General features: G+C 74.8%; 5 protein-coding genes. 1 reads left to right on the top strand and 4 read right to left on the bottom strand.

Translation table 11 applies throughout. The features are described from left to right. Position 1: 1 nt before the first annotated feature. The gene (locus ACFYUV_RS06010; protein WP_387665462.1) at positions 2 to 12,304 is read right to left on the bottom strand and encodes an amino acid adenylation domain-containing protein; all 12,303 of its coding nucleotides are present in this window, start codon (positions 12,302 to 12,304) and stop codon (positions 2 to 4) included. Positions 12,305 to 12,402: 98 nt separating this feature from the next. Here ACFYUV_RS06010 and ACFYUV_RS06005 point away from each other — a divergent pair, with 98 nt between their 5' ends. Further along, the gene (locus ACFYUV_RS06005) at positions 12,403 to 13,137 is read left to right on the top strand and encodes a thioesterase II family protein (protein WP_387665459.1); all 735 of its coding nucleotides are present in this window, start codon (positions 12,403 to 12,405) and stop codon (positions 13,135 to 13,137) included. A gap of 13 nt (positions 13,138 to 13,150) precedes the next feature. Here the strand turns inward: ACFYUV_RS06005 and fabD are convergent, their stop codons facing one another. From fabD to ACFYUV_RS05990, 3 genes are read right to left on the bottom strand one after another with little or no spacing between them, the layout of a single operon-like run. Beyond that, positions 13,151 to 15,400, bottom strand: coding sequence for an ACP S-malonyltransferase (fabD, locus tag ACFYUV_RS06000; protein ID WP_387665456.1), 2,250 nt, complete (start codon positions 15,398 to 15,400; stop codon positions 13,151 to 13,153). Between the two features lie 15 nt (positions 15,401 to 15,415). Further along, positions 15,416 to 16,138 (bottom strand): enoyl-CoA hydratase-related protein, encoded by a 723-nt coding sequence (locus ACFYUV_RS05995; protein ID WP_358298259.1) that lies wholly within the window; start codon positions 16,136 to 16,138, stop codon positions 15,416 to 15,418. After that, entirely contained in the window at positions 16,129 to 17,346 is a 1,218-nt protein-coding gene (locus ACFYUV_RS05990) for a hydroxymethylglutaryl-CoA synthase family protein (RefSeq protein ID WP_387665452.1), read from the bottom strand. The genes ACFYUV_RS05995 and ACFYUV_RS05990 overlap by 10 nt, the downstream gene beginning before the upstream one ends. Between the last annotated feature and the right edge of the window lie 2 nt (positions 17,347 to 17,348).

Genomic DNA, 17,348 nt, shown 5'->3' with positions numbered 1-17,348 from the left:
GTCAGCGCCTCCCCGTGGTGATGTTCAGGTCGAGCAGCGAGCTGGCGTCGTCCGGCGGACCGGGATCGGGACCGGGACCGGTGCCGGAGGCGCCGGCCGGGACCGGGTCGCGGGCCGTGTCACGGGCCGGGGCCGGGTCGCGTTCCAGCCACAGGCGCCTGCGCCGGAAGACCGGCGCGGGGGCGGGCTCGCGTTCCGGCCGCACGCCCGGCCGCGGGTCCGGCTCGCTCAGCACGAGGTGCGCGTTGGTGCCGCCGAGCCCGAACGAGCTCACGCCCGCAACTCTGGGCGAGGGCCAGTCCCGCGGCTCGGTGGCGGGCTCGAAGGGCGAGGCGGCGAAGTCGAAGCGCGGGTTGGGCCGCTCGCAGGACAACGTCGGCGGGATCCGCCCGTGCTCGACGGCCAGCGCCGCCTTGATCAACCCGGCGATCCCGGCCGCGCTGAGCGTGTGCCCGATGTTGGTCTTCACGCTGCCGATCGCGCACGTTCCCGGGTCGCCGCCGCCTTCCGCGAACACCCGCGTCAGGGCGCGCAGCTCGATGGGGTCGCCGATCAGCGTGCCGGTGCCGTGCGCCTCGATCAGGCCGATCTCGCCCGGCGTGCGGCCGGCCGCCGCCAGGGCCCGGCGGACCACGTCGGCCTGGGCCTCGGGGTTGGGCGTGGTGACGCCCATGGTGCGTCCGTCGTTGTTCACCGCCACCGCCTCGATGACCGCGTGCACCCGGTCGCCGTCGGCCAGCGCCGCGCGCAGCGGCTTGAGCAGGACGACCCCGCACCCCTCCCCCGGCACGAACCCGTCGGCGCGCTCGTCGAACGTGTGACACCGTCCGGTGGGCGACAGCGCCTTGGCGGCGCTGAGCTGGAGGTAGTCGTTCTCGTCCAGGAGCACCTCCACCCCGCCCGCCAGGGCGACCTCGGCCTCCCCGGCGAGCAGGCTCTGCGCGGCGAGCTGCACGCCGACCAGCGAGGAGGAGCAGGCGCTGTCCACGACGAGGTTGGGGCCGCGCAGGTCGAAGTGGTGGGCGACCCTGGCCGCGATGAAGTTCTGGTCGGAGGCCAGGCCGCCCGGCCGGACGCCGACCCGGCGCCCGTAGTCGGACATGCGGGCTCCGGCGAACACGCCGGCCCGGCGTCCGCGCAGCTCGGCGGGGTCGTAACCGGCGTCGGCCAGGCAGGCCGCGCAGCACTCCAGGAACATGCGGATGGCCGGGTCGAGGGCGCGGGCCTCGTCCTCGCCCAGGCCGAAGTAGTCGTTGTCGAAGTCCTCGATGCCGTCGACGAAGCCGCCCCACTTGCTGATGCTGCGGCCGAGGGCCGGTTCGGGCGAGTACAGCTCGCGGTGGTCCCAGCGGGAGGCGGGCACCTCCCGCACGTCGCACCGGCCCTCGGTGAGGTTCCGCCAGAACGCGGCCACGTCGGGGGCGCCGGGGAACCGGCAGGCCATGCCGATGATCGCGATCCTGCGATCCTCGGCGCCCGGAAGGGCAGACCCGGAGGCGCCGCCAGGCGCACTCTCCCGGCCCTCCCCCCACGCGCCCGTCTCGGGGGCGTCCGGGAGAACGACGGTCGGCTCGGGGACGTCCGGACGGTCGGCGGTCGCTTCGGGGACGTCCGGACGTTCGGCGGTCGCTTCGGGGGCGTCCACGCTGTCGGCGTCCGGCTCCGGAACGTCCAGGCGGTCGCGGAGCTGCTCCAGCGTCGGATGGTCGAGCAGCAGCGACGGCTCCAGGCTCTCCCCGAGCCGTTCCTCGATGCGCTGCACCAGCTCGGCCAGCATCACCGACTCGACGCCGAGGTCCCCGAACTCCGCCGCCGGGTCCAGGGCGTCCACGGGGATGCCGATCGTCTCGGAGAACAGCACGGCCAGCCAGTCGGGTCCGCCGGTCCGCGCCGGCTCGGGAGCCGGGCGGGCGGTGGCCGGGCGGCGGTCCGCCCGCTCGGGGAGCCGGATCAGCGCCGGGACGTCCACGGACGCGCCGGACGGCGGGCACGGCAGCACGGTCGCGCCGCGCGGCAACCCGATCACCCGGTCCAGCACCCGCAGCCCCTCCCGGTCGCCGAGCGACGCGAGCCCGACGGCCTCGCCGACGTTCGGCTTGCCGCGCGCCCCGCCGGACTCCCGCCACTGCGGCCAGTCGACCGACCGGAACTCGGTCCGCCCGGACCGCCGCCTGACCCCGGTGCAGTAGTCGAGGAAGGCGTTGGCGGCCGCGTAGTCGGCCACCCCGGCGGCCAGCGCGGGCACGGCGGCGCACACGGAGGAGAAGGTGACGAAGAAGGCCGGACGGTCCCCGGCGCACGCCTCGTCCAGCGCCTCCAGGAGGTCGGCCTTGGGCGTGAGCACGGCCCGCAGGTCGTCCTCGGACTTGTGGGCCAGCGACGGACGGCCCTGGCTGGAGCGTCCCGCGCAGTGGACGACGCCGCCGATCGGGCCCAGCTCGCGCCGCACGCCGTCCAGGAAGGCGGCCACCCCGGACGGCGGCCCGGTGTGCACGACGACCCGGGCGCCCGCGCGTTCCAGGTCGAGGACGGTGGCGACGGCCTCCTCGCCGGAGCCGTCCCACTGCTCGCGCGGCGGCAGCGGACGCGCGCCGAGCAGGGCGAGCCGGCGCGCGCCGCGAGCGGCCAGGTGGCGGGCCACCAGCGCGCCCAGCCCCCTGGTGCCGCCGCTCACGACGTAGACGGCCGAGGGGTCGAGCCGCGGCTCGGCGTACGGCGCGGACAACTCCCGCAGATCGGGACGGAACCGCTCACCGTCGCGGTAACAGACCTCCCCGTACGGCTCGGCGGCCGCCCATTCGGCGCGGATCTGCGCGGCCGTGGGCCGGTCGCTGTCCAGCACGGTGGCCGTGACCGCCGGGTACTCGGCGGCGAGCATCCGCACGAACCCCGCCATCCGCGCCCCCGCCAGGCTCGGCGACGCGCCGCCGAGGTCCAGCAGGCCGCTGGTGACGTGCAGGATCCGGAGCGGGCGGCGCCGGGCCAGGGCGTCCCGCAGCACGGCGAGCCGGTCCAGCTCGCCCGCCGGGTCGGCCTCGCCCAGGTCGCGCAGGTCGATCCAGCCGGTGAACTCCTCCGGGACGGGGTCGCCCGCGCCCACGGGCACGACCTGGTCGCCGAGCGAGCGCGCCAGCTCCTCCGAGGCGTCGCCGAACAGGCACACCACGGTCCCGCCGCCGAACGTTCCGGGGTCGCGGGCGGGCTCCCCGGACGGCGCCCAGGTCCGTTCGAAGAGCGGCGTCTCGGCGACGGCCGGTCCCGGGATGCCGGAAGCGGGCTTCTGGTCGCCGGAAGCGGGCTTCTGGTCGGCGGCGGCCGGTCCCGGGGCGCCGGAGGCGGGCTCCCGGTCGGCGGAGGCGGGTTCGAACGGCCAGCACCGCATCCGGTCGAACGGGTACGACGGCAGGCCCACCAGCCGCGCGCCCGGCGGCGGCGTCCAGTCCACGTGGCCGCCGTCCACCCAGTGCCGCCCCAGCTCCAGCAGGTCGCCGGGCCGTCCGGACAGCTGGTCGCCGGACCACCCGGACGGCGGGACGCCGGGACGGGTCCGGCCGCGCAGCACGTCGGCGGGCTCCGACCGGGCGAACCGCTCCAGCCGTTCGCACAGCTCCGCCACGTCCGCGACGACCAGGGCGAGCCGTTCGCGCAGCGGTTCCCGCCCGATGCGGAGGGTGTGGGCGACGTCGGCGAGACTCTCGGGCGTCGCGCGCAGGTGACCCGCCAGCCGGCCCGCCATGGCCCGCAGCCGCCGCTCGTCGTGGGCCGACAGCACGATGAGCTGCGGTCCGTCGTCGGGCGTACCGGTCGCGGTGGACGTACCGGTCGCTGCGGGCCTGCCGGTCGCTGCGGGCGGGGCCTCTTCGATCACCGCGTGGGCGATCGTCCCGCCGGCGCCGAACGAGCTGAGGCCCGCCCGCCGGGGCGCGCCGCCGGGCCCCTCGGGCCAGTCGGCCGCCTCGCGCTGCACGCGGAAGGGGATCTCGTCCCAGGCGATGTCCGGGTTGAGCTCGTCGGCGTGCAGGGAGGGCACGAGCCGCCGGTGCCGGAGCTGGAGCACGATCTTGGTGAGCCCGGCGATGCCGGCGCCCGACTCGACGTGCCCGAGGTTGGACTTGACCGACCCGATCGGGATGCTGCCCGGCGCGGCCCCCACCTGCCCGAACACCCGCATGAGGGCGTTGATCTCGATGGGGTCGCCGAGCGCGGTGCCCGCGCCGTGGCATTCCAGGTAGCCGATCCCGGCGGGGTCCACGCCCGCGTCGGCCAGCGCGCGGGCGACGAGCTCGCCCTCCTCGACGGGGCTCGGCACCACCCAGCCGTTCGTCCTGCCCGAGTGCACGACGGCGGTGCCCCTGATCACGGCGTGGATGCGGTCGCCGTCCGCCTTGGCCCTGGACAGCGGCTTGAGCAGGACGACCCCGGCGCCCTCGGCGGGCACGAAGCCGTCGCCGCCCGCCCCGAAGCTGTGGCAGCGCCGGTCACCGGCGGTGAGCCGCATGCGGGCGTGCTGGACGAACTTGTTCGGATGCAGGTTGAGGTTGACGCCGCCGGCGATCGCCAGCTCGCACTCCCCCTGGCGCAGCGACCGGACCGCGAGGTGCAGCGCGGCCAGCGACGACGAGCACATCGTGTCGACCGACATGCTGGGCCCCTTGAGGTCCAGGTGGTAGGAGACGCGGTTGGCCACGCCGCCGAGCGTCGCGCCGGTGTCCTGGGGCGTGCCGCGCAGGCTCTGCTCGACGCCGAAGAAGGGGTACTCGTTGTACATCACACCCGCGTAGACGGCGACGTTCGAACCGTGCCGGTCGCGCAGGCGGGTGCGCGGGTAGCCCGCGTCCTCCAGGGCCTCCCAGGTGACCTCCAGGAAGACGCGCTCCTGCGGGTCCATGAGGGCCGCGTCGCGCGGGGTGATGCCGAACAGCAGCGGGTCGAAGTCGGTGACGCCGTCGAGGAAGCCGCCCCACATCAGGTCCACGGGCCAGCCGTCGCGGGTCCTGTCGGCGGGGACGCGGGAGAGCGAGTGCCGCCCGGCGGCCAGGTTCTCCCAGAACGTGCCCAGGTCGGGGGCGTCGGGGTAGCGCCCGGCGATCCCGATGACGGCGATCGCGCCGTCGTCTGCACTGTCCGTCCCGGCGGAGCGCGGTTCGGTCCGATCGGTCCGGTCCGTCGGGGGCGGGGCGGGGGTTCTGGCGGACAGGGCGGCGGCGACCCCGGCCAGGTCCTTGTGCTCGAAGAAGAGCGTGCGCGACCGCTCGCCCAGGTCCCGCTCCAGCCGCGCGTTGAGCTCCACGATCTGGGACGACGTCAGCCCGTACTGCTCCAGCGGCACCCGCGTCCCCAGCCGGTCGGCGTCGATGCCCGAGACCTCGGCGTAGACGCCCTTGAGGTAGTCCTCCATGTCCCCGGCGGCGGACTCCGACGCGACCGGCTCCGCCCGTTCGATCCAGTACGGCTCGGCCTCGAACGGGTAGGCGGGCAGCGCGACCCGTCCGGGCGGCTGCGGCCAGAACCGGGCCCAGTCGACGTCCTGACCGGCCACCCAGGCCGCCGCCGCCTCGGCCTCCGCGCCGGTCGGACGCCCGCCGGAGCCACCGGTGAGCACGGACGGATGCGTCCTGCCCGCCGCGAACGCCTCCAGCCCCTCCCGCAGCCCGGCCGCGTCACGGCAGACGACGGCGATCCGGTGCGCGAGGGCGGCGCGCCCGGTCTGGGTGGTGTAGGCGATGCGGCGCACGTCCCGCTCCCCGGTCTCGGCCAGGCGGCGGGCGGCGGCCACCAGCCGTTCCGGGGTCGCGGCGGAGACCAGGACGGTGTGCTCCCGTCCGTCCTCGTCCGAGTTGCCCGGGGTCTCCTCGGGGAGGGGCGCGCGGACGACGGCGTGGGCGTGCGTGCCGGTCGCCCCGAAGGCGTTGATCAGCGCCCGCCGCTCGCCGGTCCACGGCTGCGGCTGCTCCGGCACGGTGACCGCGTCGGTGGGCGGCTCGGCGAGCAGGGTGGGCGCCAGCCGTCCGTGCCGGAGCTGCAGCAGCACCTTGGCGAGCTGGGAGGCGCCGGACGCGGCTTCGAGATGGCCGATGTTCGGCTTGAGCGTGCCCGCCGCGACGGGCTCGGCCCGCTCGCCGAAGACCTCGGCCAGCGCCTCGGCCTCGGCCGCGTCGGCCAGGGCGGCTCCGGCCGCCGCGCACTCGACGTAGGAGACGTCGCCGGGCCCGGCACCCGCCCGCTCCAGGGCGCGGCGCATGGACGCCGCCATGGCGTCGGCGCTCGGCGCGGTGAACCGCCCGGTACGCCCGGTGTGCGCGACCCAGGTGGCCTCGACCACGCCGTGGACGGCGTCCCCCGCCCGGACGGCGTCCGCGACGGGTCGCAGCAGGAAGGAGCCGACGCCCTCGCCGACCGTCCAGCCGGGCCGGTCGGGGTCGAAGGCGGCGGCGCCGGCCTCCTCGGCCAGCAGGCCGAGCCCGGCCAGCAGCCCGGCGTGGTAGGGGTCGGCGAGCAGGTTGACGCCCGCGACCACGGCCGCGTCGCAGTCGCCCGTACGGATGGCCTGGGCGGCCAGGTGCAGGGCGGTCAGCGTGGACGAGCACGACGTGTCCACGGCGATGCTCGGCCCGGTGAAGCCGAAGAAGTACGAGACGCGGTTCACCATGTCGGACGCGGTCGCCGAGACCACGGCCGGGCCGCCCGCGCGCCAGGCGGCGGCGCCCGCGTGCTGGTAGTCGTGCCACATCGAGCCGACGAAGACGCCCACCCTGGGCGCGGTCGCGTGCAGCGAGGCGGGGGTGTGACCGGCGTGCTCCAGGCACTCCCAGACGTTGTGCAGCAGGAGCCGGAGCTGCGGGTCGAGCGTCGCGGCCTCCTTCGGCGAGACGTGGAAGAGCAGGCTGTCGAAGCGGTCGATGTGCTCCAGGTAGCCGCCGGGACGCTCGCCCCTGGGGCTCGGGCCCAGGCTGCGGGTGCCGGTGCTGAGGTTGCGCCAGAAGCCGTCCAGGTCGTCGGCGCCGGGGTAGCGTCCGGCCATGCCGATCACGGCGAGCCCGCCCGGCCGATCCTCGTGCGCCGGCTCCTCGGGCGTCGGCTCCCCGCGCCGGGCGGGCTCGGTGCGGAGGGCCGGTTCCGTCTCCGGGGTGGAGAGCACGGGGGTGGAGAGCACGGGAGTGGCGAACACGGGCGTGGCGTCGCCGTTCGCGTACTCCGCCGGGCCGCCCAGGAACGCCTGGAGGAAGCGGTGGCCGTCGTCCAGGTCGAACTGGTCGCGCACCTGGTCGAAGGCGACCTCGCCGATGGGACAGAGCCCGATTCCGCAGGCCGCCTGGCCGGTCATCAGGAGCTGGCCGAGGTAGCCGGCCTCCAGGGTCAGGTAGCGCAGGCTCTGCTCGCCGTACAGGGGCTCGATGCCCTTGGTCTGGCCGATGAGGTAGAGGCTGAAGCCGGCGCGGTCGTACAGGTCGCGGTTGTAGACGAAGTGGGCCGTACGGTCGAGCTGGGGGCGGCCGTTCACGAGCTGGAGCGCGTGCTCGACCGGGTTGTAGTAGTAGATCCCCTCGGCGACGCCGCTGATCGCGCCCTTGGCGACGTGCAGGTACGCCTGCACGGCGTAGGTGTCCCCGGCCGACGGGTACAGGTGGCGCGCGCGGTCGCCGAGCCGCCGTTCGCGCAGCAGCCCGAGCAGCCGGCACAACGACCGGTACGGCAGCGAGCCGGGCGCGAAGTCGCGCACGCTGGCCCGCCAGGCGTAGTGCTCCTCGGGCACGTCCAGGCGGTCGAGGCGGATGAGGCTGGCGTCGGGCTCCAGCGGGCGCAGGTTCCAGCGGCCCGCCTTGAACGCCTCCCGGTCCTCGGGCGAGAAGAAGTCGACCTCCCCCGGCCCGTCCGCCTCGACGTCGGCCTTCACAGGCTGCTCGACGGGCTTCTCGGTGGCGGGCTTCTCGGTGGCGGGCTTCTCGGTGGCGGGCTTCTTCGTGGGGGGCTTCTTCGGTGCGGGCTCGTCGGTGGGGGCGCCGACGACGGTGGCGATGCCGGTGACGGTCGGGTTCTCCAGCAGCAGCGCCACCGGCACCCGCCTGCCGTACCGCTTCCGCAGCGCCTTGGAGACCTGGACCATGGTGAAGGAGGTGACGCCCTGGTCCCACAGGTCCTGGCCGGGATCGACCTCCTCGACCCCGATCAGCTCGGCGAACAGCTCGGCGATCTCCGTCACCGTCCGCCCCGCCACCTCGGGCTCGGGCTCGGGTTCCGGCTCGGGGGCGGGCTCGGGCTCGGGGGCGCGGTCGGTGAGCGGCCACGGGAGCGCGTCCCGGTCCAGCTTGCCGTTGGCGGTGGCCGGGAACGTGCTCACGAACGCCACGTGGTTGGGCACCATGTACGCCGGCAGCGTCCCGGCCGCGTGCGCCCGCAGCTCCCCCACGTCCGGCTCCGCGCCCTCGGCCATCACGTACGCGACCAGCTTCCGCTCCCCCGACCGGTCGTCGCGGGCCAGGACGACGACGTCCCGCACGCCCGGATGCTGCCGCAGCCGGTGCTCGATCTCGCCCAGCTCCACCCGGAACCCGCGGATCTTCACCTGGTTGTCGGCCCGCCCGAGGAACGTGATGTTCCCGTCGGGCAGCAGCGCGGCCCGGTCGCCGGTCAGGTACATGCGCCCGCCCGCGAACGGGTCCGGCACGAACCGCTCGGCGGTCAGCTCGGGCTGGTTGCGGTAGCCGAGGCTCAGGCACCTGCCGCCGATGTACAGGTCGCCCTCCTCGCCTTCGGGGCAGGGCCGCCGGTCCTCGTCGAGGATGTAGTAGAGGGCGTCGTCGATCGGCCGCCCGTACGGGATGCTCCGCCACGACGGGTCGACCTCGCCCACCTCGAACCAGTTCGACCAGACGGTGGCCTCGGTGGCCCCGCCCAGGCTGACCACCCGCGCCCGCGGAAAGGTCGCGCGCACGGCGTCCGGCAGCGGCAGCGGCGTGTAGTCGCCGCTGAGGAAGACCAGCCGCAGGTCGCCGGTGCCCTCCCCGCCCTGCCGCTCGGCCAGCAGCGGGGCGAGCTGGTTGAGCGTGGTGGGCGCGGAGTTCCAGAACGTGATCGGCTCGTCGATGAGCACGTCCAGCAGCAGTTCGGGGTCGCGCTGCTGGCCCTCGTCGGCGATGTAGAGCGAGGCGCCCCGGCCGAGCAGGCCGAAGATGTCGAACACCGACAGGTCGAAGCCGAGCGAGGTGACGCAGAGCCCGACGTCGGAGGCGTCGAAGTCGAAGGTGCGGTAGCACCAGTCGAGCAGGTTGAGCAGCGGCCGGTGGCTGACCTCGACGCCCTTGGGCTTGCCGGTGCTGCCCGAGGTGAAGATCACGTACGCGAGGTCGTCCACGGTGCCGGCGAGGGGCGGGTCGCCGCGGTCGTCGCCGCCGGCGTCCAGCTCGACGGCGCGCACGCCCTCGGGCACGGCCCAGCCGGGCGTCTGCGCGCAGGTGAGGACGATCCCGGCGGCGGCGTCGTCCAGCATGACGGCGGCCCGCTCGTCGGGCAGGGACGGCTCCACCGGCAGGTAGGCGCCGCCCGCCTTGTGTATCCCGAGGACGGCGGCCACCATGTCGGGCCCGCGGCACAGGCGCACGGCGACCACCGTCCCCGGCCCCACGTCCAGCTCCTTCAGCCGCCAGGCGACGGCGTTGGCGCGCCGGTTCAGCTCCCCGTACGTCATGGTGCCGCCGGCGTGCCGCAGCGCGACCGCGTCGGGGCGGGCGGCGGCCTGCCGCTCGAACAGCCGGTGCGCGGGGCGCAGCCGGTCCTCGAAGGCCGCGAACAGCTCGGCGAGGTCGGGGAACTCCGGCTCCAGCGCGTCCCAGTGGTAGTGCAGCCGGTCGCCCTCCCTGATGACGATGCAGTCGAGCGCGACGTCCGGGGTGTAGGTCATCCAGGGCCCGGCCTCGACGCCGTCCGGCAGGGGGTGGTCGGTCAGGTCGAGGGTGCTGGTGTAGACGACGGGGAAGGCGTAGGCGCGGCGGCGGCGCTCCTTCATGACGTGGCCGCGCAGCGTGGCCAGGCCGGTCAGGGCGCCGTTCGCGGCGTCGGCGGCGATCCGGTCGGGGTAGGACTCCGCGTCGGTGACCCAGCTCAGGGCGGTGTGCTCGCCGGGGCGCCGCGGCTCGGACTCGGCGGTCCAGCGCACCACGGACACGCTGAACGGATCGGCGAAGCGTGCGCGCAGCGCGCCGGCCAGGGCGGCGAAGACGGTCTCGTCGGACACCGCGGCGACGCTGCCGCTCAGCCGGACGCGGCGCGCGGGCGTGGTGGCCAGCCCGGGCCCCGGCGGCAGGTCGCGGAACCGCTCGTCCCAGTAGCCCCCTTCGCGCGGACGCTCCGGGGCGGCCGGGGCCTCGGCGGGCGGGCGCGGCTCGGCGGACGGGTCGGCGTACAGCCTGAACAGCTCGCGCAGCACGATGTGGATGCTCCGGCCGTCCAGCACGGCGAGGTCGACGGCCGCGTGCACCGTCTCGCCGCTGACCCGCAGCTCCCAGTGCGGCCAGCGGCCCAGCGGGAACGCCCGCCCGGCCATCTCCGCGGCCGTCTCCCCTGCCGTCTCTCCCGTCTCGGCGCCGGGGATCTCGGGGATGTCCCAGTTCTCCGGCGCGTGCGGCCTGACCCGCAGCGTCCCGTCGTGGGTGACCTCCGAGCGCAGCGCGTCGTGCGCGGCCACCAGGCGCAGCCAGGCCCGTCCGAGCCGGTCCCGGTCCAGGTCGCGGACGTGGAAGCTGTGGTGGACCTGGCAGCCGTCGTAGGGGTGCGAGCCGCCCGCTCGGGCCACGTAGTACGCCTTCTGCAGCTCGTTGAGCGGCCGGATCTCCTCCTCGCCGGTGTCGGCGGCCAGGGCGCGCAGCGCGTTGGTGAAGCGGGCGAACAGGGTCTCCGGCTCGCCGGGCGCGAAGCAGCCGGGCACCAGGTCCCAGCGCACCCGCAGCTCGCCGTCGTGCTCCCACATCTGGTGGTCCAGCGCGACGCCGGAGGTCTGGCTCAGCGCGTACGTCACCGGCGGCACGGCCTCGTCGGGCCGGGCGTCCAGCAGGCTGGTGAAGACGACGGGCAGCGCCGTGCGCTCGCGCAGCTCCCGCATGACGGTCACGCCGGGGACGCCCGCGTGGCCGAGGTCGCGCCACAGCCGCCGGTGCACCTCCTGGACCGCCTCCGGGAGCGGCTCGCCGAGCGTGCTCTCGGCGGCGAACACGGCGGTGCCGGTGAACGGCCCGACCACCTCGTCCACCTCGCGCGGCAGCCAGGCCCGGCCGGTCGTGGTCACGGCCAGGGAGCAGTCCTCGCCCCTGCCGACCGTCTCGGCGAACAGGGTCAGCACCAGGGCGGTCGGCGAGACGTCCAGCTCGGCGGCCCTGGCGCGCAGGGCGCCCCACTGGGCGGCGGTCAGCGAGCCGGTCAGCGCGGAGCGCGGCGACCCGTCGGGCACGCCGGCGGCGGGGCCGGGCGGCAGGTCGGCCAGGCGCTCCCGCCAGTAGTCCAGGTCCTCCTGGTGGCGGGGGCCGCGCCGCCGGGCGTCCAGCGCCAGCAGGCAGTCGCGGACGGACAGCCCGCTCTCCTCCAACGTGTGGCCGGGGTCGCGGTAGCAGCGCCACCAGTCGCGCAGCAGCACGTCGAGCCCGCGGCCGTCGGTCACGCTCGCGTCGATGCCGAAGTGCACGGTCCCGGGCGTGGTGACCTCGACGGCGAACGGCGGCCAGACGCCGGGCTCGTAACGCCGGTGCGCGAGGCGTTCGCGGGCGCCGGGCTCGTCCACCGGCAGGTCCCAGGAGGGGGCCCGTTCCAGGATCCGCTGGGTGCCGTCCTCGCCCAGCTCCAGGCGCAGGGCGTCGTGGTGGTCGACGACGCGCTGCCAGGCCGCGCGCAGGCGGTCGGGGTCCACGCCGGGCACCTCGAACTCGCGGTAGACCTGGCAGCCGACCGGGTCGGGGGTGGCGTCCTCGTCCGCGCCCATGACGTACGCCTGTTGCAGGGGCGTCAGGGGGAACGGCTCGTGCCGGTCGCCGGGGGCGGCACTGATCGCCCCGCCGGTCTTCGGGGTGTCGTGCTCCGCCGTCCCGGCCAGCTCGGCGATCCGCGCGGCCAGCTCGGCCGGCGTCGCGCAGCCGCCCAGCCGCTCGACGGGGAGGTCCAGCGAGAACTCCCGCTGGATCTCGAACCACACCCGTACCGCGGAGATCGAGTCGAGTCCGCTGTCCTTGAGTGAAGCGTCGGGGGTCAGCTCCGCACCGCCGGGCAGCACCTCGGCCAGCAGGCGGATGACCGTCTCCGTCACGCGCTCGTCGTGCTCCATGGGCCTCCTCCCTCACTGCGACGCTAGTGAGGACGGCGGGCGCTGCCTGCTCAAGACTGAGCAGGCGGCGCAAGGCGATCGGCCGTAGCTTTCTGACCATGCCTGGTTCCTGGATAGCGGGCGGCGAGCCCAGAGCCGACGCCCGCATCAGACTGTTCTGCTTCGCGCACGCGGGAGGCGGCTCGGCGCTGTTCCGCAAATGGGACGAGCACCTGTCGCCGGACGTCGACGTCTGCCCGGTGGTGCTGCCGGGGCGCGAGTCACGCCTGCGCGAGCGGCCCTACAACCGCATGGAGCAGCTCGCAGGGCCGCTGTCGGAGGCCATCGAGCCGTACACCGACCGGCCGTTCGCGCTGTTCGGGCACAGCATGGGTGCCGTGGTGGCCTGGGAGACGGCCCGCCGCTTCCCGCCCGCGGTGCTGTTCGTGTCCGGACGCCGCGCGCCGCACCTGCCGACCCGCCGCCGCCGCTTCACCGACCTGTCGGAGGACGAGCTGCTGAGCGAGCTCGGCAAGCTGAACGGCACGCCGTCGGAGGTGATGGACCAGCGCAGCCTGCTGGAGGTGTTCCTGCCGGGCCTGCGCGCCGACTTCGAGCTGAACGAGACGTACACGCCGCTGCCCGGCCCGCGTCCGGACTGCCCGATCTCGGCGCTGACCGGCGACGCCGACCCGGAGGTCGACCCGGACGAGATCAGCGCCTGGGCCGACGCCACCGGCGGCGGTTTCACGCTGCGCGTGTTCGGCGGCGACCACTTCTACCTCAAGGGCCCGCGGCCCGAGGTGCTGACGGCGGTCCAGGAGGACCTGAACCGCCATCTGCTCAACGTCTAGCCGTCCTCAGCGTCTAACCGTCCTTGGACAGGTCGCGCAGCCGGGCTTCGAGCAGCCCGGCCGCGGCCTCCATCAGCCGGTCGGCGATGACGTCCACGTGCCTGGCCCGCCAGTCGGCCAGCTCCGTGCCCGCCACCCACCGGTTGAACGCGCCCATCGCCGGCCCGCAGTGGACCTGGTAGTCCACCTGCCGCCCGGCCTCGCCGCGCAGCGCCAGCCTGATCGTGTGCACGAAGTACCAGCGGAAGACGAGCGCCATCCGGTGCTTGGGGTCGCGCTCGGCGCGGGCCAGCTCGGCCGGCCGGCGCGCGGCCAGGAACGCCCGGGTCTCCTCCCACACCTCCTCGAAGGAGCGGCGGAAGAACTTGTCCTGGATCGTCCGCCTGGTCCGCTCGTCGATCTCCTCCAGCGAGCCGTACTGGCGGTAGAGCTGGTAGAGCTTGTTGGCGCGGGCCGGGAACAGCGTGCCCTTCCTGGCGACCTGCACCTGAGCGCCCATCTCGAACATGTCGCCGGCCGGGGCGTAGGCGGTGTCCTGCACGTCGAGCCCGGCCAGCAGGTCCTTGACGGCGTCGGACGTCCCGGCCTGCGGGGTGCACTGGTTGACGCTGCCGGTGACGATGAAGTCCGCGCCGAGCACGAACGCCGCGGCGGCCGCCTCCGGTGCGCCGATGCCGCCGGACGCGCCGACCCTGATGCGCCGGGCGTAGCCGTGGGCGGCCATCTCCTCGTCGCGCAGCCGCAGGATCGCCGGCATCAGCGCGTACGGCGAGCGCCCGTCGGTGTGCCCGGCCGAGTCGGCCTCGACGCAGACGTCCGCGCTGACCGGCAGCTCGGCGGCGACCTCCGCCTCGGCCGCGCTCAGCGCCCCCTCCCGGACGAGCCGGTCCAGGACGGCCTGCGGGGCGGGCCGCATGAAGGCGGCGGCGACCTCCGGCCTGGAGACCTTGGCCACCACGTGCCGGACGGCGACCGGCCGCCCGGCCGGGTCGCGGTGCGCGCCGCTGTAGCGGTAGCGGACGAGGGGCGCGGTGATGTGCGGGTAGGCGGCGGCCTCGACGTACCGCACGTCGCGGCGGAGCAGCAGGTCCACCGTCTCGCGCTCCAGGCCCTCCTCGTCGAAGCCGTAGAGCAGGTTCACGCCGTAGGGGCCGTCCGGGCCGAGGGCGGACTGGACGGTGTCGAGCGCGTCGGAGATCTGGTCCAGGGTGAGGCCGCCCGCGCCGAGAAAGCCCATCAGCCCGGCCCGGCCCATCCTGATCACGAGCTCGGCCGAGGCGATGCCCTTGAACATCGACCCGGCCAGGTAGGCGTGGCGGACGCGGTAGTCGGCGCGGAACTCGGCCGAGCCGAGCACGATCCCGGCCTCCCGGACGGCGGGCGCCTCGACCGGTTCCCGGACGGCGGGCTTCTCGACCGGCTCCTGGTCGGCAGAGGGCTCGGGCGGGTGGCGGCGGGTGACCGTCCACAGTTTGGTGAGCACGTCGCCGGGGCCGATCTCCTCCAGCTCGGAGACGCCCTGGGCCATCAGGTAGCGCAGCCCGTCCACCCACCGCACCGGGTTGCAGATCTGGCGGCGCAGCAGCTCGGCCGCCTCGCCGGCCCGGTACGGGCGTCCGGTCACGTTGGAGACGACGGGCACCCGCGGCTCCTCGATGCGGACGCCCTCCAGCGCCTCGGCGAAGGCGTCGGCGGCCGGTTCCATGTAGCGCGAGTGCGAGGGCACGCTCACGCTCAGCGGCACCCACTTGCCGGGGCCGCCGCGGCTGAGCGCGTCCAGCTCGTCCTTGGGCCCGGCCAGGACGACCTGTTCCGGGGAGTTGTAGTTGGCGATGTCGATGCCGGTGCCCGCCACCAGCTCCTCCAGCCGTTCGCGGTCGGCGCCGAGCACCGCCGCCATGGCGCCGCCGCCCGCCGCGGACATCAGCTCGCCGCGCCGCTTGACCAGGCCGAGCGCGGTCTCGAAGTCGAAGCAGCCGGCCGCGAACAGCGCCGCGTACTCGCCCAGGCTGTGCCCGGCCAGGTAGTCGGGCCGGCCGCCCTCCTCCTGCCGGGCGAGGAAGCTCAGCGCGTTGACCGTGAACAGGGCGGGCTGCACGTAGCGGGTCTCCCGCAGCCGCTTGGGGTCGCCGCACAGCTCGGCGACGGAGTAGCCGAGGATCTCGTCGGCGCGGGCGCACAGGTCGGGGTACCGCTCCAGGACGCCCGCGCCCATGCCCTTGCGCTGCGACCCCTGCCCGGGGAAAACCCACACGACGGACATCAGGCGCGTTCCTCTCTAGCGTTCCCAGGGGAATCTCTTCTCGGTCGCGTAGTCGACGAGCCTGCGGCGCACCTCGGGGCTGGACATGAGCCGGCCGAACTCCTTGACCGCCACCTGCTCGGTCTCGTCCGACAGGATCCACAGCTCGCGGAAGTAGCGCTTCATGTCCGTGACGATCGACCGGTCCAGCTTGGTCAGCCGGTAGGCCAGCCGCCGCACGAGCGCCTCCGGGTCGTCCGACACCTCGTCCACCAGGTGGAAGGCGGCGGCCTCCGCGGCGCTCACCGGCTGGGTGCTCAGCGTCATCGCGTACGCCTTCTGAAAGCCCGTGCGCCGGATCAGGAACGGCAGCACGCAGCACGGCAGCAGCCCCCACAGCGCCTCGGGGAGGCTGAAGGTGCTGCGCTCGCTGGCGAAGACGAAGTCGCTGGCCGCGGCCAGGCCGACCCCGCCGCCGGCCACCCGGCCGTCCACCCGGGCCACCACCGTCACGGGCGTCTCGGTGAAGCGGCGCAGCAGGCCGTAGAACGCCCGGCCGCCGTCGGCGACGTCGCTGCCGGCCGCCTCCTCCAGGTCCATGCCGGTGCAGAAGACGCCGTCGCCGCCCTCCAGCAGCAGGATGCGGCAGCCGGGCGCGCGCTCGGCCTCGTCCAGGGCGGCGCCCAGCTCGTCGATGGCGCGGTCGTCGATCGTGCGGCTGCGCAGCCGGTGCCGCAGGGTCGCCGAGGTCAGCTCCATCTGTACTCCCGGTGGAAGTCCGCGATGCGGTCCAGCACCAGCAGGCCGCGACCGCCGAAGGCATCCTCGTACAGGTCGCCGTACGGTTTGGGGTCGAGCACCGCGTCCCGCACCCCGAAGGCGCGGTCGGCGCTCAGCTCGGTCAGCGCGTCCAGCTCCGCGACGCCGATCTCGCGCCGCTCGTCCAGCGCCCGGCCGATGCCGCTGCGCCCCTGGGCCGGGATCACGCCGCTGTAGAACTCCGACGCGCAGCCCGACCCGTACGAGAACAGCCCCGCCCGTTTCGGCGCGTCGAACGCGCCGTGGTCGATGAGCGAGCACAGCGCCAGGTAGAGCGCGGCCGAGTAGGTGTTGCCCACCCGCACGCCGTAGGCCAGGGACGGCGCGACCCGGGCCGCGAAGTCGGCCTCGATCTCCCGCGCCCCCATGCCCTTGAGCTTGCGCAGCAACATCCGGTGCGCGCCCTTCACCATCCCGGCGAACGGCGTGTGCAGCGCCAGGTAGTCGAAGGTGTCCACGATGTCGGCCCCGGCCACCCGCCGCCCGTAGGCCGCGAAGCACTCCTCCGCGCAGCGCATGTACGCCAGCAGCGACAGGTCCGGATCGACGGCGTCGGTGTCGTGGCGCGGCCGGGCCGTGTCCATCACCTCGAAGGTGTGGTAGCCGCTGGCGCCGGGGTCGAGCCGCAGCACCCGCGCGTCCGCGCCGACCAGCATCGCCACCGCGCCGGCGCCCTCGGAGGGCTCCCAGTAGGTGGACTTGGCGGTGCCGCTGGCCGCGTCGGTGGCGATGGCCAGCGCCTTCACGCCGGGGATCGGGCTCGCGCCGACGACGGCGGCGGCGCACTGGAGCGCGGCCGTCCCGCCGTAGCAGGCGTGCTTGACCTCGAACGAGCGGCACGCCGGGTTCAGCCCGAGGTGGTGGTGGATGTAGGTGCTGATCGGCTTGCCGAAGTCGAGCCCCGACTCGGTGCCGACGACCAGCAGCTCGATCCGGTCCTTCTCCTCCGGGGCGAGCGCGTCCAGCAGCGGCTTGGCGGCGTTGACCGCGTTGGTGACCGGGTCCTCGCAGGGCAGGTTGACCGAGCGCTGCTCCATCATCAGGTTGCCGAAGCGGTTCACGTCCAGGCCGCGCGCGTCGAACAGCGCGCGGACGTCCGTGTACGCCCTGCCGACGTACGCGTTGATCGCCTCGATCCCGAGAGCCATGG

This window comes from Nonomuraea sp. NPDC003560 (assembly GCF_042878785.1).
Lineage (GTDB): Bacteria > Actinomycetota > Actinomycetes > Streptosporangiales > Streptosporangiaceae > Nonomuraea.
The sequence above is the reverse complement of the archived record's forward strand: the minus strand, read 5'-3'. Positions and strand labels throughout refer to the sequence as shown.